The organism is Acinetobacter chinensis (genome assembly GCF_002165375.2).
In the GTDB taxonomy this organism is placed as follows: Bacteria; Pseudomonadota; Gammaproteobacteria; order Pseudomonadales; family Moraxellaceae; genus Acinetobacter; species Acinetobacter chinensis.
The window spans coordinates 2,881,995-2,901,934 of record NZ_CP032134.1; the positions used below are offsets into that span (position 1 = coordinate 2,881,995).

At 41.6% G+C, this 19,940-nt stretch carries 19 protein-coding genes and 1 pseudogene; 6 read left to right on the top strand and 14 right to left on the bottom strand.

The features are described 5' to 3' along the window. Positions 1 to 2 precede the first annotated feature (2 nt). Together CDG60_RS14600 and CDG60_RS14605 are read right to left on the bottom strand one after the other, a co-directional pair. On the bottom strand, positions 3 to 1,151 hold the full coding sequence (locus tag CDG60_RS14600; protein ID WP_087513987.1) for an HlyD family secretion protein: 1,149 nt from the start codon (positions 1,149 to 1,151) through the stop codon (positions 3 to 5). Between the two features lie 318 nt (positions 1,152 to 1,469). Further along, entirely contained in the window at positions 1,470 to 1,970 is a 501-nt protein-coding gene (locus CDG60_RS14605) for a thioesterase family protein (RefSeq protein WP_087513986.1), read from the bottom strand. A 104-nt stretch (positions 1,971 to 2,074) separates the two neighbouring features. Between CDG60_RS14605 and hemB the strand changes: the two genes are divergently transcribed. Both hemB and thiO read left to right on the top strand, forming a co-directional pair. Further along, positions 2,075 to 3,088, top strand: a complete 1,014-nt coding sequence (gene hemB, locus CDG60_RS14610; RefSeq protein WP_087513985.1) for a porphobilinogen synthase — start codon at positions 2,075 to 2,077, stop codon at positions 3,086 to 3,088. 273 nt (positions 3,089 to 3,361) lie between these two features. Then, a complete protein-coding gene (thiO, locus tag CDG60_RS14615; RefSeq protein ID WP_087513984.1) occupies positions 3,362 to 4,477 on the top strand; it encodes a glycine oxidase ThiO in 1,116 nt (371 codons plus the stop codon). Here the strand turns inward: thiO and CDG60_RS14620 are convergent. The 9 genes from CDG60_RS14620 to acnD all read right to left on the bottom strand — a co-directional run bounded on the left by CDG60_RS14620 (position 4,463) and on the right by acnD (position 12,100). Continuing rightward, positions 4,463 to 5,368, bottom strand: a complete 906-nt coding sequence (locus CDG60_RS14620; protein WP_087513983.1) for a TIGR01777 family oxidoreductase — start codon at positions 5,366 to 5,368, stop codon at positions 4,463 to 4,465. The two genes, thiO and CDG60_RS14620, sit on opposite strands and share 15 nt — an antisense overlap. A gap of 185 nt (positions 5,369 to 5,553) precedes the next feature. Further along, positions 5,554 to 6,000: an ABZJ_00895 family protein gene (locus tag CDG60_RS14625; RefSeq protein WP_087513982.1), complete on the bottom strand. Its 447-nt coding sequence runs from the start codon at positions 5,998 to 6,000 to the stop codon at positions 5,554 to 5,556. Positions 6,001 to 6,452: 452 nt separating this feature from the next. Beyond that, a complete protein-coding gene (locus CDG60_RS14630; protein WP_087513994.1) occupies positions 6,453 to 7,034 on the bottom strand; it encodes a DUF4126 domain-containing protein in 582 nt (193 codons plus the stop codon). A 128-nt stretch (positions 7,035 to 7,162) separates the two neighbouring features. After that, positions 7,163 to 7,297, bottom strand: coding sequence for a zinc ribbon-containing protein (locus CDG60_RS14635; RefSeq protein WP_111858212.1), 135 nt, complete (start codon positions 7,295 to 7,297; stop codon positions 7,163 to 7,165). Positions 7,298 to 7,526: 229 nt separating this feature from the next. Further along, a complete protein-coding gene (locus CDG60_RS14640; RefSeq protein WP_087513981.1) occupies positions 7,527 to 7,889 on the bottom strand; it encodes a hypothetical protein in 363 nt (120 codons plus the stop codon). A 69-nt stretch (positions 7,890 to 7,958) separates the two neighbouring features. Further along, a complete protein-coding gene (gene vapC, locus CDG60_RS14645; protein WP_087513980.1) occupies positions 7,959 to 8,378 on the bottom strand; it encodes a type II toxin-antitoxin system tRNA(fMet)-specific endonuclease VapC in 420 nt (139 codons plus the stop codon). Continuing rightward, positions 8,378 to 8,608, bottom strand: a complete 231-nt coding sequence (locus CDG60_RS14650; protein WP_087513979.1) for an antitoxin — start codon at positions 8,606 to 8,608, stop codon at positions 8,378 to 8,380. Before CDG60_RS14650 ends, vapC begins: the two co-directional genes overlap by 1 nt. 123 nt (positions 8,609 to 8,731) lie before the next feature. After that, positions 8,732 to 9,388: a hypothetical protein gene (locus CDG60_RS14655; RefSeq protein ID WP_087513978.1), complete on the bottom strand. Its 657-nt coding sequence runs from the start codon at positions 9,386 to 9,388 to the stop codon at positions 8,732 to 8,734. 93 nt (positions 9,389 to 9,481) lie between these two features. Then, the gene (gene acnD / locus CDG60_RS14660) at positions 9,482 to 12,100 is read right to left on the bottom strand and encodes a Fe/S-dependent 2-methylisocitrate dehydratase AcnD (protein WP_087513977.1); all 2,619 of its coding nucleotides are present in this window, start codon (positions 12,098 to 12,100) and stop codon (positions 9,482 to 9,484) included. 300 nt (positions 12,101 to 12,400) lie between these two features. Here acnD and CDG60_RS14665 point away from each other — a divergent pair, with 300 nt between their 5' ends. The 3 genes from CDG60_RS14665 to CDG60_RS14675 all read left to right on the top strand — a co-directional run bounded on the left by CDG60_RS14665 (position 12,401) and on the right by CDG60_RS14675 (position 15,571). Further along, positions 12,401 to 12,817: a hypothetical protein gene (locus CDG60_RS14665; RefSeq protein WP_087513976.1), complete on the top strand. Its 417-nt coding sequence runs from the start codon at positions 12,401 to 12,403 to the stop codon at positions 12,815 to 12,817. Between the two features lie 69 nt (positions 12,818 to 12,886). Beyond that, a complete protein-coding gene (ygfZ, locus tag CDG60_RS14670) occupies positions 12,887 to 13,609 on the top strand; it encodes a CAF17-like 4Fe-4S cluster assembly/insertion protein YgfZ (RefSeq protein WP_087513975.1) in 723 nt (240 codons plus the stop codon). Positions 13,610 to 13,666: 57 nt separating this feature from the next. Beyond that, positions 13,667 to 15,571 carry an AAA family ATPase gene (locus CDG60_RS14675; protein WP_087513974.1) on the top strand — a complete coding sequence of 635 codons (1,905 nt, stop codon included), beginning with the start codon at positions 13,667 to 13,669 and terminating at the stop codon, positions 15,569 to 15,571. 30 nt (positions 15,572 to 15,601) lie between these two features. On the opposite strand, the pseudogene CDG60_RS14680 reads toward CDG60_RS14675, so the two are convergent. Beyond that, positions 15,602 to 15,846 (bottom strand): annotated as a pseudogene (locus CDG60_RS14680) (hypothetical protein). Between the two features lie 308 nt (positions 15,847 to 16,154). Between CDG60_RS14680 and CDG60_RS14685 the strand changes: the two are divergent. Further along, complete coding sequence (locus tag CDG60_RS14685; RefSeq protein WP_087513993.1) at positions 16,155 to 16,964, top strand: tetratricopeptide repeat protein; 810 nt, start codon at positions 16,155 to 16,157, stop codon at positions 16,962 to 16,964. A 58-nt stretch (positions 16,965 to 17,022) separates the two neighbouring features. Here the strand turns inward: CDG60_RS14685 and CDG60_RS14690 are convergent, their stop codons facing one another. Together CDG60_RS14690 and CDG60_RS14695 are read right to left on the bottom strand one after the other, a co-directional pair. After that, the gene (locus tag CDG60_RS14690) at positions 17,023 to 18,138 is read right to left on the bottom strand and encodes an NADH:flavin oxidoreductase/NADH oxidase (RefSeq protein WP_087513973.1); all 1,116 of its coding nucleotides are present in this window, start codon (positions 18,136 to 18,138) and stop codon (positions 17,023 to 17,025) included. A gap of 247 nt (positions 18,139 to 18,385) precedes the next feature. Further along, positions 18,386 to 19,684 carry a carbohydrate porin gene (locus tag CDG60_RS14695; RefSeq protein WP_087513972.1) on the bottom strand — a complete coding sequence of 433 codons (1,299 nt, stop codon included), beginning with the start codon at positions 19,682 to 19,684 and terminating at the stop codon, positions 18,386 to 18,388. Positions 19,685 to 19,940: the final 256 nt, after the last annotated feature.

The following is a 19,940-nucleotide window of genomic DNA, read 5'->3' on the forward strand; positions in this document are numbered from 1 at the left end:
GATTACTTCGCAGATGAGGTATCAACCTCGGCAGTCATGGATAAACCAACACGTAACGGGTGCTCTGCCAGCTCCTTAGGATCAAGTTTGATTCTTACAGGCAAACGCTGAACCACTTTAATCCAGTTTCCTGTTGCATTCTGGGCTGGAATCAAAGCAAATGCTGAACCTGTTCCCCCTGAAAAACCGATCACAGTCCCGTGATATTTCACTTTTTTGCCGTATAAATCTGAAGTCAGTGTAGCCTTCTGTCCAACTTTGACATTCTGCAACTGACTTTCTTTAAAGTTTGCATCGACATAAAGCGCTGAAACAGGGACAATTTTCATTAAAGATGTTCCAGGTGCAATACGCTGCCCCACCTGAATACTGCGACGTGCAACCACACCATCCAGCGGTGCTTTGATTTCTGTACGCTGTAAGTCCAGTAATGCCTGTTCAACTTTTGCCTGAGCCACCTGTACATCCGGTGTTGAATCCTGCGAAGTTCCTTTGATCAATGCTTCATTTGCATCCAGGTTACTTTGTGCAGCTTTTCGTTTTGACTCTGCCTGCGCCAGTGCTGCCTTTGCCACATCCACACTTGCTTTAGCATTGTTTAAAGCGCTTTGTGCTTTGCTGAATTCCTCTTTGGAAATTGCACCTGTTGCACTCAGCTGCTGACGACGTGCAAACTCCTGCTGAGTCTGCGTATAGGCAACTTCTGCCTGCGCAACCTGAGCTTTGGCACTGTTGATGTCATCTGCACTGACCAGAATCTGGGATGACAGTGAACTGCTGTTCGCAGAACTCTGAGAGTACTGACGTCTGGCTTTTGCCAGTTCTGCCTGCGCCTGCGCCAGTGCAATTTTTGCATCACTGTTGTCAATGACCGCCAGTATGTCGCCTTTTTTAACCTGCTGAGTATCACTGACTTTGACTTCAGCCACCTGCCCACTGACCATGGATGTAATTTCCGCAGTCTCCGCTCCCACGTAAGCATTGTCCGTTTCAACGGTATTTCCGAAGATCAGCGTCCAGATGGCATAGAGAATTGCGGCTGCAATCACAATGAGGGCAAAAATTTTCAGCAATTTTTTACGTTTCTGCTTTGCCTCCAGATCCATTGGAGTTTCCTCAGAGGAGGTATTCGCGGTTTGCGCTTCAGTCATCGCATATTCCTGGTTTTCTGGACCTGCTCAAAACATCAGTAAACAGCACAGCAATTGAACATAAATTTAATATGCTTTCTGCTTTGGTTTGATGACAATGACCCAGGTCTGCTTCTTAAAATTCTGATAAGTGATTTTACAGGTAAAAATCACATTATGAGAATAAAAATATTACTACGCAGTACATCTGTACTTTTCCACACAATACTCTTGATTATAAAAAATATTCAGACAAAAAAACCGCCATTGAAATACATATTTCAGTGGCGGTTATTGACAGAAACAGTACATTCTGTACTGTTCAGTACACTTTAAAACTCAGTAGGCATAGGATGCAATTGCTGTTGCAATCGGCTTATCTTCATCATTGACCATAGTCATACGCATGGTACAACCCTTACGCCCCATACGCAGTGTTTCTGCACGGGCAATAAAATATTTCCCACGACCCGGTGCAAGATAGTCCACCCGCATATCCACCGTGGCAAGTCGGCTGACTTTCTTCATTGTATCTGCCAGTTCTTCTGGATTTGAACGCTTATACAGTTCACCCATAGCGGTAATGCCACCAATACTGTCCAGCACTGTGGCAGCCACACCACCATGCAGAATCTGAAATGCGACATTGCCAATCATTTCTGCTTTCATTTCCACATATGTTTCAATCTGTCCATCCACCACCCGCATGGTCATACTGTTGTGACCAAAAAATGGAGAACTGTTGAATGCTTTACATAACTGCTTGAATACAACTTCAAGATCCACCTTCGAGCCTAAATGGATATTTCCCGTCCAACTCTTTTCTGATTCATTCGTCATGTGCCCGAATTCCCTTGCTGAAATAAAAATTGCATTTTCACTTAACCCTTTGCCTGTTCCAGGGCTACAATAAGTCAAGTTTAATACTGATCAATGAGATTGTTATGACCTATACGTTCAATCGTCCAGCTTTTCCAGCCACCCGCATGCGCCGTATCCGTAAAAATGACAGATTACGTGCCATGGTTCGTGAAACCCAGCTGACGGCAGACCATCTCATTTACCCTGTATTTGTACTGCCTGGTCAAAACCAGACCCAGGATATTCCAAGTATGCCCAATGTTCAGCGTCTGTCTGCTGACTTATTGTTGAAAAAAGCTGAAACCCTGCTTGAACTTGGCGTATCAAAACTTGCGCTGTTCCCTGTAACGCCACAGGAAGACAAGAGTTTAACAGCAGAAGCGGCATGGCATGAAGACGGACTGGTTCAGAATACCCTGCGCCTGCTGAAAAAAGAACTGCCAGAAATGGTGTTGATCACTGATGGTGCGCTTGATCCTTATACCACACACGGTCAGGACGGTATTATTGATGATACCGGCTATGTACTGAATGATGAAACGGTGCAATGTCTGATCAAACAGGCTTTAAGCCATGCTGAAGCCGGAGCAGATGTTGTTGCACCGAGTGACATGATGGATGGGCGTATCGGTGCGATCCGTCAGGCACTGGAAAGTAATGGACATATTTACACCAGCATCATGGCGTATTCTGCAAAATATGCATCCAGCTTCTACGGTCCATTCCGTGATGCTGTGGGCTCATCTTCCAACTTAAAAGGTGGCAACAAATACAATTACCAGATGGATGTCGGTAACCGTGCTGAAGCCCTGCATGAAATTGCCCTTGATATTCAGGAAGGCGCTGACATGGTGATTGTCAAACCGGGGATGCCTTACCTGGATGTTGTTCGTGAAGTCAAAGACACTTTTGGCGTACCCACATTTGTTTATCAGGTCAGTGGTGAATATGCCATGCTTTCAGCAGCCATTCAGAACGGCTGGTTATCTGACAGCGTCATCATGGAATCACTGATGTGCTTCCGTCGTGCTGGTGCTGATGGCATCTGGACTTACTTTGCTGAAGAAGCTGCACGTAAATTAAAAGAGATGAAGTAAAGATTTACCCCTTGTCCATTCAGTATAAGAGTCTCAACACTGCTGACTCTATATTTGTCACTTCAGCACCATGTCAGGTTCAGTGACGAGGAGCAACGGCTCCAGAATCCGATAAGGGATTTTACTGTTCAGTACCTCTCCCCAGCCCTCTCCTTAAAGGAGAGGGAGTTTTCATAATGACACTGTTCTTCGGACTGTTCATATATGAGCTCCGGTCAGCTAAAAATGGCTGACTGAATTACATTATAAAATCCTGTACGGGCACATCACACCATGCACATCGCCATTATCGGAGCAGGAGTCAGTGGCTTACTCACTGCACTTGAACTTGTGGAACAAGGCTGTCAGGTCAGTATCTTTGACCAGCAGCAACCAGGGAAAGCTGCCTCATGGGCAGGCGGAGGTATTCTTTCACCCATGTATCCGTGGCGCTATCCCCGCCCTGTCAACGAGATTGCCCAGCACGGTAAAACACTCTATACCCAGTGGAATGAAAAACTGCTCCCTGTAACAGGTACAGACTTTCAGATTCATGAAACAGGTATGCTGATTTTTGATGAAGATGACTTTGAAACCGGTCTGAATTATAAAGACCGCTATCAGGAACCCATGCAGCAGTGTGAATACCTGCAACGTGAACAGCTGAAACAGGTCAATCCACATATTTCCGAACAGTTTCAGCATGCCATTTATTTTCCACAGCTTGCCAATGTGCGCAATCCCCGCTTACTGCAATCACTGCTTGCCTACCTGAAACAGCATCCAGCGGCAGAAATTTATGAAAACTGCTGGATCGAACAGTTTTCCATTCAGCATAGAAAAATCCAATCCATTCAGTCGCAAAGTGGACAGACATTCACAGCTGATGAATACGTCATCGCTACAGGTGCATGGTCTGCTCACTGGTCAGAACAGTTACAGCTCAGTATTCCTGTCGCGCCTGTCCAGGGTCAGATGCTGCTGTTTAAAACACCCGAGAACTGGTTACCCACCATGTGTATGAATCAGGTCATGTATCTGATTCCACGTATGGACGGACATATTGTCTGTGGTTCAAGTATGGATAATATCGGTTTTGATAAACGGCCATCCGTACAGACCCAGCAGAATATTTTTAAAGCCTGTACAGAAATGGTTCCTGAACTTGCAAACTTTCCTGTTGTAAAACAGTGGGCGGGATTGCGTCCAGGCTCTCCGACGGGTGTTCCCTATATTGGAAAACTGCCTGAACTGCACAATGCATGGGCAAATTTCGGACATCACCGTAACGGCTTATGCATGGGTCCTGGTTCAGCCCGACTGCTCAGACAGCTCATACTGAAACAGCCAACACTGGTCAGCCCAGATGCCTATAATCCTGAGCGTTTAAAAAGCTCAGTCCATGGATAAAATCTGTTTCAGGGCAGATTTTAAAACAGGATACTGAAACTTAAAGCCTGCCTGCTCGAGAGCTACCGGCTTGACATACTGACCATTCAGCACCAGCTGAGCCTGTTCACCCATGAGCAGGCGCATGCACCATGCAGGCATACTGAACCAGGGTTTGCGGTTCAGTAAAAGTGATGCCGTACTGACAAATGCTTTCTGAGAACTGCGCTCAGGTGCAACAACATTATAAATCTGTGTTGCAGAATCATCTTTAAACAGAAAGTGAATCGCCTGAATCACATCCTGCATGTGTACCCAGCACATCGGTTGTTTTCCTGAACCGATTTTACCTGCAAGATTCAGTTTAATGGGAAGCAGCATCTGAGGGAGAATTCCACCACCTTTGCCAAAGACCACACCCAGACGGATAATTTTGGTCTTTTGCGCTGTATCACTCAATGCTGCCTGCTCCCAGCGCTGACACAGTTCAGACATAAAAATGTTCTGTGGTGCTGACTGTTCATCACAGACCGCTGTCCATTGTTCTGCTGCATCTATACCGTAAAACCCAACAGCAGAACCTGAAATAACCCGTTTTGGCTGAATATTCTGTTTTTTCAGATACTGATAAATTTCTTCTGTCGTCTGTACCCTGCTCTGAATCAGAGTCTGCTTTCTGGCATCTGTCCAGCGTCCCTGACCAATACTTTCACCGGCCAGATTCACCACATAATCAATCTTAGGATTACGGATTTCACCCAACTGCTGAACCCATTGCAGGCTGGGATGATTCGCCACCTGTTTTTTTCGGGAAAGCGCAATCACCTGATAATCCTGCTCCAGCAGAAACTTCACCAGTTGCTGACCGATAAACCCAGATGCACCTGTCACCAATACCGTGTCCTTGATCATAAGCCCCTCTTTATTCTGTCTGTTATTTTTACTGTTCTTTAAAAGCCTGTCTGTTCCTGACCAACATACAAAAAAACAGGCAGGTTTCTTATGAAAACTTATGAATATTTACAACAAAACATCAGGATATTCCAGGAAATAAATAAGATCTGACAGCAGCTACAACCTGAACAGCGGATTCAGACTCAGGAAAACATTTTTTCGGCCATGCGCTCTGCCTGTTTGCCATAAAACCACCAGGTCAGCAGATACAGCGGTATAGCCAGTAACAGAAACATGATAAACATGACAACCAGAAACTGCGACTGGCTCAGATACATCATAAAATCCTGCCAGACATCAGGACTGTTCCGTGAAAATATCACCAGTCCCAGAAGCAGAAAGACAATATTATAGCCCCAGAAAATCAGGCTGAAACCGAGGGTGATTTTTTTACGTTCTGCCTGTGTTGGCGCGCGTTTCTGCTGTTTTAAAAACTTATACAGCACCAGTATCATGGCAACCAGATAAGGAACTGCTGTTAAAATACCACCGACTCCCTGAGGTAATATCGCTGCCAGTACTCCACAGATACAGGTGAAAATTATACAGAACAGAAAAAACCATAAAAAATATCGAGTTAGGGAGATCATAGAGCCGAACCATTCAGTACTGAAAAAGAATTATAAAAAAAATTGAATTTTTTTTCATTTTTATGTCAACCAATCCACATCCCCCTGCGTTATATAGGGTACAAGGTCTGAATAATCCGATGATTTGTATCGGCATCCACAATATTTTCGGTGACCTTTCTAAAGCAATAAGTTTAGCTCGCTCTGAACAATTTGAACAGCAGCCATACTGTTCAGGGCAAATGCTTTTTTGACCGACGATTTCATCATCACTCGAATCGTCGGTCTTTTATTTTCATCATCTGAAATATTTTTAGCTCATCATCTGTTCACAACAGTGCATTATAAAAAGACAGCGGTATCTACTGCTCAATCCATATTGGTGAAATAATCACTGACCCGTTATCCAGTCATACAGATCATTTCATATTGCCAAAACAGCCTGAAACCCATTGTTTTAATCTCAAAACCTTTCAGGCATTTGAACTCTGAATACTGCTTTCCTGACGTTTTTTACGTACCCAGCGGATCACGATCACCATCAGAATAATACCAACCACAACCACCAGCGCAGGGACTACAAAAGACAATACGGATACAACCAATGCACTGATCCATTCGGTGGTCGAAACCACTGGATTTGCAATTCCTCCAGTCGTGGCAGTTGAAACACCACGGACAGCTACTGTACTTAACTGTACAGCACCAGCTGTTCCACCACCCACAATAATCGCTGCTGCCCAGCTGACAAACTGAGACATTTCACCAGTGCTTGCAGCCATAGTGGTCAGAGTTCCTGCCATCATCGCTGCGGGAGTTGCAACGGTATCAAGTGCATTATCCACCCAGGGAATATAGTACGCACCAATTTCACAGACCGTTGCCACAGCCAGTCCTATACAGACCGATGGCATCGCCAGCCATTCAAAGCCTTTCATGGGTTCAAACCAGCCTATCAGGGAAGCGACACTCATGACCAGTAAAGGGACAAAGACACGAAAACCACAGGCTGCACTTAAGCCTATACCAATACAGAGTCCTAATATTGTTTCAATCATCTGTGCCCACCCTTTCTCTTTTATTATTTTTAACTGTATATACGTTAGCAAAAAGCCCTATTGAGTAATAGGGCTTTTATTTTAAAACAGGGAGTATCCGTTTTAATTATTGTGCTTATGCAATCTTATTTGTTGAAATGATTGCCAAGACATTTGGTACACGGTGGTAGTCGATCTGTACCAATTTCTAAGTAGGTGCGTTGACCGCATTGAACACAAAAATAGAAGCCTGTTCCAGGTTTAGAGCCAGCAGTAACCATTTTTGTTCTCCATAGGTTTTTAGAAATGGTGAAATCAGTATACCGCTATCGAGATGAATGTCTATTGGCTATTTTTAAAAATGATGGTGTCATTTTTGCAAGAAATGGATTGGCGAAATTATTGTCAGATTTATTTATCTTTGAGATAAAAATCTTCACATATTGGTTTTTTCTTTGCTTAAATTTTCCAGAATGTGGATAAATTTTTATTTATTCTATTTGTTTCAATTTATTTCTGCATATCGAGTGGCATGCCGTTAGCTCCAAATACTACTCCTCGTTCTTTGAGTTTTTCACAGGCTGCATGATGGACAACGCCTCGTTTGCTGACTTTGGGTTCTAGTAATCTACGTAGGGTCGTTTCACTGACATTGGGATGCCCCACCACTTCTATGCGTACACCCCAGAATTTGTCGTTTGCAAAGCGGTCGAGAATTTCGGCATCTGCATCGGGATTCATGGCGGCAGTCGCTCGAATCGCTTGATTTGGGTCTGTTAAAAAGGGTTCGAGTTCGGCTGTATTGGCTGCACCACTTGCCAAAATATAACGACGTTCTTCTTCGGCTTTTTGTTCAGGGAATTTTTTGGGCATGGGGTTCTCTTTATATTTTATTGAAAGTTCTTATGTGCAAATAAATATAGATCAACTTTCATTAAATCTCTAAATCGCTTTTGTTACCCAATTTTCTATTTTTAATTGATCAACTCGTAAAAATTCTTTTTCATTATTGGTCACCATAACCCAATCATTTGCTCTTGCATGCGCTGCAAGCCACAAATCATTGTTTCCTATAATCTGACCTTTTAAAGTTAAGTCTTTTCGTATTTGTGCATAGTGTTCAGCGACTGTTTCATCCAGTTCAACAACAGGAATGATTGAAGTTAATTCATCTATGACTTTTAAAGCTTTTTCTTTGTTTTGACTCTTTTCAGCACCAAAACGTAACTCGCCTAAAGTAATCACTGACATTAAAATGTTACGGTTTGGCAAATGCTTTTCAAAATGCTGACGGACAATTTCAGGTTGATGCTTAGTGATAGAGATACAAATATTAGTATCCAATAAGTATTGTGTCGGCATTAGAACTCTTCTCGTTCCTGTGGTGGTTCATCCACTCTTTCTTCTGCATAGAAGTCATCAGGCATCTGTGCCAATACTTTAAACAAATAGTCTGCTGTCACAGGTTTTTCACGCAATATGACCTCATCGCCACGTCGAAAGATTTCGACTTCTTTTCCTTCAAAGCGAAATTCTTTCGGTAAACGAATGGCTTGACTGCGTCCTGTCATAAAAACTTTTGCTGTAGTCATGACCTACTCCAATAGTCTTGATACATATCTTATGATAGGTATTTATTGATTGTTTTTCAACCGCTCATTAACATCCGAAATTAAATGTACAACTTTATTCAGTTCAGCAAGCCAGTTTAACTTTTAACTTAATATTTCATCAATATACGTCTTTAAACTTTGCCGATATGTTGTTTCTACCGATGCAGAAAAATGATAAATCACTAAAAGTTGGTTACTTTTTATTTTTACACTATCGCCCACTTTACTTATATTCGGCTCAAGCCAATCAAAAACCTTATACTTTTTCTTTAATAAATGCATAAACTGGATTACATTTTTCGAAACAAAAATGAGCTGACCTGCATCACTCTGAAATACTTTATCTATTTTCTTTAAATGATCAGGATTTATTAGATTAAGAAACAGTTTTTTATCTTTAGACATACTCCCAATTGTCGGTATATCCAATAGCTCCAAAAAACATACTTCTTTCGCGTACTCAGATGTCAATCCAACTGATTTAAATCGTTTATGAAATGGGACGCCACCCTGATTTTTTTTGAATGGGTATTCATCAAGTAAGAATGGGTGATGTACCTGATATTTCTGCCAGAATTTAATTCCATCCTCATGATATTCGATTATTCTATTAAAAAAATGATGAGTTGAAATTTCTTCTGAATAATTTGCATCTGAACTTAAAAAAATGATTTTTGCTTTCTCAGGCTGTTGTCCCTGATAAGGTTTTGAGTTAAATAACTTTTCTAATTGTTCTGAAGGGTGTTTGTTAAATACCATAATTTTTTTCTCTATGAGTAAAACCCATGTATAAAGACCCTACATAAATGTAGGGTCTTTATACAACAATTACAATAAATTTTAGCTCAAAATTTAAGCCACATTCCCTTCCAAGAAATCCTGTGCAAAGCGTTGTAACACACCACCCGCTTCATACACATGCACTTCTTCTTCAGTATCCAAACGACAAGTTACAGGCACTTTCACGATCTCATTTTGACCATCAGCAGTCGAACGCTCGATCACCAAAGTTAAAGTCGAACGCGGTGCAATATTACCAATCACGCTATACAACTCAGTACCATCAAGCTTTAACGTCTTACGGTCAGTACCTGCTTTAAACTCAAGCGGTAATACACCCATACCGACCAAGTTAGTACGGTGAATACGCTCAAAACCTTCCGCAACGATCACTTCAACACCTGCAAGACGCACACCTTTGGCAGCCCAGTCACGGCTTGAACCCTGACCATAATCTTTACCTGCGATGATAATCAATGGTTGCTTACGATTCATATAAGTTTCAATCGCTTCCCACATACGCATCACTTCGCCTTCAGGCTCAACACGCGCCTTAGAACCCTGCTTGATCGTACCGTCAGAGCGAACCACCATTTCATTGAACAGTTTAGGGTTGGCAAATGTTGCACGTTGCGTGGTCAAATGGTCACCACGGTGTGTTGCATACGAGTTAAAGTCTTCCTCAGGCACACCCATTTTCTTCAAGTATTCACCTGAAGCACTGTCTAGTACGATTGCATTCGATGGTGATAAATGATCTGTGGTGATGTTGTCACCCAAGATTGCAAGCGGACGCATATTCGCCAAAGTACGCGGAGCTGCCAAAGCACCTTCCCAGTACGGCGGACGACGGATATAGGTACTTTGCGGACGCCAGTCATACAACGGGCTTTCAGATTTAGCATTTACACCCAAATCAAACATTGGAATGTAGATCTTTTTGAATTGCTCAGGTTTAACCGCAACTTTTACCAATGCATCAATTTCTTCATCCGATGGCCAGATGTCTTTTAGGTAAATTGGATTACCATCTTTATCATTGCCCAAAGAATCTGTTTCGATGTCAAAACGGATTGTTCCTGCAATCGCATACGCCACAACCAAAGGTGGAGAAGCCAAGAATGCTTGTTTTGCATACGGATGGATACGACCATCGAAGTTACGGTTACCTGAAAGTACCGCAGTTGCGTACAAGTCACGCTCAATAATTTCCTGTTGAATCACAGGATCAAGCGCACCTGACATACCGTTACAGGTCGTACATGCATACGCCACGATCCCGAAACCAAGCTTTTCAAGATCACCCAACACACCTGCTTCTTCAAGATACAACGCTGCTGCTTTAGAACCTGGTGCAAAAGATGATTTCACCCAAGGTTTACGTACTAAGCCTAACTCATTTGCCTTACGCGCCAACAAGCCTGCTGCAACGGTATTACGAGGGTTTGAAGTATTGGTACAAGACGTAATCGCTGCAATGATCACCGCACCATCTGGCATCAAACCTTCAGCTTCTTGCGCACGAGCAGCTTCTAAGTTGCCTGCAATACCTTTGGCTTTTAAGTCAGCTGTCGATACACGTGCATGTGGGTTTGATGGACCTGCAATATTACGAGTTACAGTTGAAAGATCGAAACGTAAAACACGTGGATATTCCGCTTGTGTCATATCAGATGCCCAAAGACCGATTTCTTTGGCATAAGTTTCGACAAGTTTAACCTGATCTGCTTCACGACCTGTCAGTGTTAAATAATCAATGGTGTTCTGGTCAATATAGAACATTGCCGCAGTAGCGCCATATTCAGGAGTCATGTTGGAAATCGTCGCACGATCACCCACTGACATGCTGTCTGCGCCTTCACCGAAGAATTCTAAATATGCACCCACCACACGCTCTTTACGCAAGAATTCTGTCAATGCCAATACGATATCTGTTGCAGTAATGCCTGCCTGACGCTGACCCACAAATTCCACACCGATAATGTCTGGCAGACGCATCCACGATGCACGACCCAACATTACGTTTTCAGCTTCGAGTCCCCCGACACCAATTGAAATTACGCCAAGCGCATCAGTATGTGGTGTATGAGAATCTGTACCTACACATGTATCTGGATATGCGATACCGCCACGGTTTTGCACTACTGGAGACATTTTCTCCAAGTTGATCTGGTGCATGATGCCGTTACCCGCAGGGATCACGTCGACATTTTCAAATGCAGTTTTTGTCCATTCGATGAAGTGGAAACGGTCTTCGTTACGACGGTCTTCAATCGCACGGTTTTTCTCAAATGCATCAGGGTCAAAACCACCAAATTCCACAGCAAGTGAATGGTCAACGATCAACTGAGTCGGTACAACAGGATTTACTTTTGATGGGTCGCCACCTTGATCTGCAATTGCATCACGCAGACCTGCAAGGTCAACTAGTGCAGTTTGTCCGAGAATGTCATGGCACACCACACGCGCTGGATACCAAGGGAAATCGTGGTCCTGTTTACGATTAATCAGTTCTTTTAAAGACTGTTCGAGAATGGCTGGGTCACAGCGACGGACTAACTGTTCAGCCAATACTTTTGAAGTGTATGGAAGTTTCGCATATGCGCCTTGCTGGATGTCTTCAACGGCTTGACGCACATCGAAGTATTCGAGCTGGGTACCTTGCAGTGGTTTGCGGTAGTTGTTATTCATTGAATTGTGCCTCTTGCATCATTTTGTACTGCGTGTCTGATGTTTGAATAGTACACTGCCGAAAACCCATTTCCCAAATTGTTTATATTTCATAAACTTAGATATAAAAACAGGGGTTTTTGAAATATTTAGTAACAACTTGAGTTGAATATTTGCTCTAAATCAGTTTTTTATTAAAAAATAGTGGAAAATTAATCTTATTCTTTAGTCGTAATTGAATGGAAGTCTCACATTTCGAAATATATTATTTTAAACATCAAATATTTAAAAATTTAATCTTATAAAACAACTGGGGCATTCATGATTTTACCTTCCAACCAGATCAACTCACAAACCATCGCCAATGCTTTAAAGAATGCGTTTATTGACGTTATAGATGTTGAGGACAGAGGTTTCAGTGTCAAAATTGAAGATATTTATTTTGATGTAAGAGTTGATGCTGAAAACGAAAGAATTAATTTACAGCTGATTCATAATATTGCTGAATTCAGCAATGAAAATATGTTCAAACTCGTCATCGCAAGTAATGAGACCAACAAAGAAAAGACCTTCATTAAATCAAGCATTCTTGAATATGAAGACCGCATTTTCCTACAGATTGAATACACCATCAGATACGACAAAGGCCTAAATATGCCGCAGTTTGTGAGTGATTTACGATTCTTTGACCGTGTTGCTCTGGCTTCTATCCGTGACCATTTCCGTGGTGTGGTTTAATTAATTGAATTGACTTGTCTATTGTTGTAGACCTGACTTAAACTTCTATAAATTAAGTCGGGTTTTATTATGACCATTTCAGCATTCTCCTCATTTACTTTAGCCGGTGCAGATGCCCAGAAGTTCCTTCAGGGACAAGTCACGTTAAACACAGAAGCACTGGCTGAAAATACCACTCGCTATACTGCCATCTGTGATCTGAAAGGGCGTATCCACTTTGGTTTATGGCTCACAAAGATCAATCCTGAACTTTTTGAAATCGTCACTACGGCTGACCAGGCAGATGAGTTTTCAAAACACATCAAAAAATACGGTGCGTTCTCTAAAATGAAACTTGAACCAATGGGTACAGTTTTTCCGACACTGACGGCAGATACGACTGTTTTTTCATCTGAAGCAACTGATATTGCTGCATGGGAAGTCTCTGCAATCCAGCATGGTCAGGCGTTCATTGTTCAACAGACTGAAGGACTTTTTCAGCCACAGGAACTCCGTTTGCACCAGCGTGAAGGTGTTCACTATGACAAAGGTTGTTACCTGGGTCAGGAAGTGATTGCGCGTTTATGGTTTAAAGCGAAACCTAAGGCATGGCTGCATGTGATTCAGGGTTCAGGCGATGTTCCTGCTTTGGGGGAGCAGTTAAGTAAAGGTGTTCAGGTGGTGAACAGTACTGCTTATGAAGGTGGTTTTATTGCACTGGTCGTCGCCCGTCCCGATGCTTTACCAGAACTGGATGTGACTGTGTTAGAGCTGCCTGAATATTTAAATGGTGATGTGGCGAGACCGCAGTAATTCTATAATTTTTAAAATGTTGTGATAAATTAGCCTCTAAGTTTAGGGGCTTTTTTAATGACTGAAAAATTATACTATTGGGCTGAAAATTTAAATGGTTATAGTTCTGACAATAAACAGGAGTATGACCAAATTATAGAAATAAAAAGGCTAAACTTTTTTATCGGTAAAAATAATGCAGGGAAAAGTAGATTCCTGAGAGAGCTTTTTTTATCAAAATATCGCATCCATGATTATAATAATTTAGATGTTAAACAATTTTACACTAAAATATATCCTATTGTTAACTCTATTAATCCTACCTCAATAGGTAAAAAAAGTACATTCGGAGGAACTTACAAATCTGATTTACTGATAAAACTTGACCAACTAAATAATCTACCAACGAAATGTAGTGTTGAAAAAAGATATACTTTAAAAGACGAAATTTCTCATTATACGGTTGGCAATAATGCTGATGGTGCTCAATTCTCAGGTGTTAAAGATAAATATTTACAATCATACACAAAATTATATGTCCCTATTCTTCGTGGAATGCGCCCTGTCACAGAAGATCAAAATAAACAACCGTATATTGAGCGCGCTCAAAAAGATTATTTCTATGACAAAGAAAAATATAACTCAACAAATATTATTACAGGTGAATGCTTATATCATGAACTGAAAATTCATTTATTAGGAGAACCTGAACAGCGTGAAATTATCAAACAATATGAAGAAAAATTAAGTCAATTTTTTTTCGATAATGAAAAAATTACACTTATTCCAAAACATAACCAAGATGTAGTCAATATTAAAATTGGAAATGATAAACAATTTCCAATTTCAGAACTGGGTGATGGTTTACAACAAGTCATTATTCTGACCTATGAAGCTTTTATCAGAAATGATGCAACTCATGCCTTTTTTATCGAAGAGCCTGAACTTCATATGCATGCAGGTATGGTTCGCCAACTTATGAACTTTTATCTGAATGAAACCAATCATTATTATTTCTTTACTACACATTCCAACCATCTTTTAGATATGGCAGATGAATCTGATCAAGTCATTATTCAAAAATTTGTCAAAGATCCTAATAAAGAAGATTCGAATAAGTTTGATTTTAAGATTTATCGTTGTGACCGAGATCGTGACCAACTCGCTTCATTAGGTGTAAAACCATCTTCTGTTTATTTAGCCAATTGCACCATTTGGGTCGAAGGTATTACAGACCGCTTATATATCACTAAATATATGGAAAAATATTTAGCTGGATTAAAAAATTCTGATGAAAGACTTTATAAAAAATATCGTCGTTTTATGCCGAATTATCACTACACATTTGTTGAATATGCCGGAAGTAATTTAGTTCATTGGGAATTCAGTGATGAATTTACTGATCACTTAAATGATCAAGGTATGAATGCTTTACTTACAACAAGCAGTGTTCTTCTTATTGCTGATGGTGATATTCAAGGGAAAGGCAATCGTGTCGAACAATTGACGGAATCATTAGGCGATCAATTTCACCTTCTAACATGTAAAGAAACAGAAAATACTCTACCCTCCAATATTATTCATTATGCCTGTAATATTAAATATTCAGGTTTGGAATCTGCTTTAAGTCATGAGATTGAATTACGGAATACTTTGACAAACTATTTATCAGTTGGAGGAATGCAATCTGATACAAAAGATGGCTTTGACATAACACAACTATTAAATGATCAAAACTATTTTCACACAAAAGATGGTATCGGAAAAATCATCGACGCTAAAATTAAAGTTGGAACTCCCAGAACAGCTGAGAATAAACCTAAAAAGTGCTTTGCCGATTCATCAGGAACAATTAAAGATAAATTAAAATTTTGTCGTCTAATATTAACTCTGATGGATCATATCGAATGGGAGCTTACCGATTCAGCTAAGGATCTTTGCGAAACAATTTTTAAACATATTAATACAGCCAATTCAAAATAAATTATCCTCCAAATCTGGAGGATAATTTTATCAAAACCCATGAAACAGTTTATTCATATCTTTACAGACATAGTCTTTAAAGTGAAATGCACGGGCATGTTTGGCATCAAACTTTGAAGTTAAATCACCTTTCTGGAAAATATAGACACGATCATCTTTACTGACCAGAAATCCCCCCCCAGTTTCATCAGTAAAGCATCAATTTTATCTTCATCTGCAATACTGTCGTCCTGAAAGACTTTGTCATAATTCCGTCGGATGCCTTTTATAAACACTGTTTTCTCACTGCTAAAAATAAGATGAAATTTAAAATACAGCCTGAATATTCAGATCAGTCTGAAATTTTAACCTTTTTATTCCAGATTTTCAGACTTTTCCAGTCAAATACACAGACCTGCTATAAAAGACAAAGAAAACTATCCCATCCATAATTTCTCCCAGTTTTCAGTGATTTTCATCAAAGATGCTACAAATTTCACAAATGCAATATTTACTTTTCAAAAGGCATAACTTATATACTGAAGTACAGTAATCAAAAGGACTTATGTTGCTGAAACAACATGGTTAACATTGTTATATGAAAATGAAAAAAATTATCTTCGCAAGTCTGATCGCTCTTTCATCCCACATGGCTTTTGCAGCGGAGGCAGCACCGGCTGCTATCGACCCTGCTTTTGCAAAAATTGAAGAGATGGTCAAAGCTAAAAATATGACCGGTGCTTACCAGGAACTGGATAAGCTTGCAAAAACGGGCAATGCTCAGGCTATTTACAATCTGGGTTATCTGACTCAGACGGGTCAGGGGACTGCCAAAGATGAGAAAAAAGCAGTCAAACTGTATGAACAGGCTGCGAGCAAAGGCTATCCAGTTGCAAACTATGTGCTGGGTAAAAACTATGCCACAGGTACACTGGGCTTAAAAACAGACATTACAAAAGCGAAGCAGTACTTAAGTAAAGCATCTGCTCAGGGTTTTGATGATGCAACCCTGGACCTGGCAGTATTACTGTTTTCTGAAAACAAGCCTGCTTCCGATAAGGAAGGCTTACAGAAACTGGAACCTTTAATTAAAAAAGGAAACTATCAGGCCATTCATGCAAAAGCCCTGTATAACATCAGCCTAGGCTTCAAAAATAAAACTGAAGCACCAATCAAGGAAGGTCTGCAAAGTATTCAGGAACTGGCTCAGAAAGGCTATATTCCTGCACTGCTCGCAGTTGGCAATATGCTGACCAATGGCAATATCATTCCTCAGAATTTACCTGAAGCGAAAAAGATTTTTGCTGCCCTGGCAAAGGACAATGTCCCTCAGGCAAAAGAGTCCCTGGCAATCGTGGATAAAATGATTGCTGAACAGGCTAAAGCTCCTGCCAAAACAGCGAAAAAAAGCTGATTTATGATGAATCAAAAAAAGCCCCTGTATTCAGGGGCTTTTTTCAGTTCAGCTGTTTTCATTCAAACGGATGAAACAGATCTCTGAAACCATGTGGCTGACAGCGCAGATACTGTGGCGCAATCTGAATCGTTTCACCCAGTTCCGCTGCTGCATGCCACGGCCAGCGAGGGTCATACAGCATGGCACGTGCCAGTCCAACGGCATCTGCCTGTTCATATTCCAGAATTCCTTCTGCCTGCATGGACTCTGTCACCAGACCCACTGCAATCACAGGGATACTGACATTTTCTTTAACCTGAGCCGCAAATGGAACCTGATAACTGGCATGTACATCAATTTTCTGCTGAGGATGTAAACCTCCACTGGAAACATGAATATACACCGCTCCTGCCTGTTCCAGCTGTTTCGATAATGCCACGGTTTCTTCCAGTGTCCATCCACCTTCAACCCAGTCCTGTGCTGAAAGTCTGATCCCGACAGGGAAATTATCAGGCACAGCTTTTTTGATGGACTCAAATGTTTCCATAACCATGCGGATACGGTTTTCAAAACTTCCACCGTATCCATCTGTACGGGTATTTGCGAGCGGTGACATAAACTGATGCATCAGATAACCATGTGCAGCATGCAATTCAATCAGATCAAATCCCGCTTCAACTGCCCGCTTAGCTGCCTGAGCAAAGTCCTGCTGGATGGTTTTCAGCTCTGCAACCGTGAGTGCATGCGGTTTTTCATCGGACTCCTGAAATGCAAGTTCGGTTGGCGCAACTGTCTGCCAGCCATGCTCATCTGCTGAAGAAATCTGTGCTTTCCCATGACTGACATTCCACGGCTTTTCTGTTGAAGCTTTACGACCTGCATGTGCAAGCTGAATGGCAAAAGGCACTGGTGATACTGTTTTTATTTTTTTCAGCAATACCGCGATGCGTTCTCCCTGCTCATCATTCCATAGCCCTAAATCTGCATAACTGATCCGACCTTCAGGCTGAACAGCGGTCGCCTCCACGATACATAAGCCTGCGCCTGACAGCGCATAGGTTCCCCATTGCTGCTCATGCCAGTAACTGATCTGCCCCTGCTCTGTTGCAGAATACTGACACATCGGGGCAATGATAATTCTGTTACTCAGTTTCAGCGTTCCCAGCTGCAAAGGTTGAAATAGTCGTGCCATTATTTTCTTTCCTGAAAGATCAGTTTATTTTCGCAGTATGGATATATAGCAGAATTTGACACTATTCACTTTAAAACTTTTTGCCAGTTTTTGTAGAATTTTCGCTTTTGTCTCAGTGAATGTATTTAAGATCACATTTCTGAATTTTTATAAACACACTCATTCATTTGAGTTTATTGAACCTGAAACATAAAAAGACAGATGTTATCTGCCTGTCTTTTCAAACAATCCTATAAAAGCATATCGCTTAGAAAATAACTTTGCTGCCCAGTCCAACCACCAGTGCATTATCCACGGCTGTCGTCGCCCCAGGGTAAACCACATACTGAACCAGTGGGCGCAACATGAACCATCTGACCGGATAATATGAATAATTCAGCTCCACATTATATTCAGCATCTTTATTTAACAGGGTTTTATCCGTACCTGCACGACTGCTGTTGATGTAATCACGGTAGCGGTCATTGATATGAATACGGTTAACCGCCAGTCCCAGTATGTCATCCGGATGTCCATCAAACAGACCAATATATTTCAGTCCCAGCTGCTGAGAATCCTCAACAGCCGTCGTGGTACGGTCATGAGCAGTAAAATTACCAAAACTGTGTAAACCACGGCGACCTTCACCTGTAGATGTCAGCTGCTGCTCAAAGCTGATCCATCCACCAAAAGTGCGGTCTTCGCCTATGGTCGCTTTGGCATAGCCGATATTGTACTGATTTGCAGCATCATCCGCAGTGTTATACAGAGCACCAAAACGATAACTGCCTGGCAGATCATTCAGCCCCTGTTTTGGTGACCATACAACTTCTGACAGTACATTTACACCATCAGCATTTTTGGTATCCAGGTTCCATCCGTGACGTTCCAGGGCATTTTCAGGGTTATATTCAAATACACCTGCCTGTGCAAACAGTTCAGGACTGATCTGATATTTCACACGTCCACCCCATTGTGAAACAGGTGTGTTGTACCAGAGCTTACCTTGCCATTTTCCCATCTGTGCGGCACAGAATGCATTGCCCTGAAAGTCACATGCCATGGTATTGAACTCAGTTCCCAGTCCCATACGTCCCAGTCGGACACTGATCCCCTGATCCTTAAAGTTCTTTTCGACATACAGCTCACTCAGGCGGCTGCCTGAATTACCCCGTCCCCAGTTCGCCTGAGAGTTTGCCCACTGTGGTGCAGCAGGGTCCTGTATAGCGTCAATGGAGGTGCTTTGCCCCTGACGTGCAGTCACCAGTGCCCGAAAAGTCACGCCTTCCCAGCCTGCCAGTTTTTCCAGATCAAGCGTTGTACCCAGTCCAAACTGAGTACCAAATGTCGGAGCCTGATGTGCATCATAACCACCATCTGCCAGATAGGAACCATCTGTCGCAATGGTTCCATCAAACTTCACGCCTTTTTCAGCAAGTTCAGTCCGTGTACCGTTCCAGTCGCCAGTTAAGGTTTTTCCATCCTTAGAAAAAGCCTGTTCAGCATGTGAATAGGACATCAGAGTGGCAATGGAAACTGCCATGATGGAAAGAGCTGTTTTTTTCATGAGGAAGCCTGATCGGGAGAAGTATTTCAAATAGATTTACAGCGTTGTGTATCGGACAGAGACTGAAATGAACCAGCCAGAACGGTCTAAACACAAATTAAGAGGCATCGACCAGGTTTAGAGCATACACTGCACTGACAGATAAAAAATCATACATACCCGCAGTGATCAGATCAGCTATAAACTTTATCTTTACCCTTAATTTATGAGAAATTTACATCGTTTTTAAATCAGGACTATCAGCTTATTTTTATCA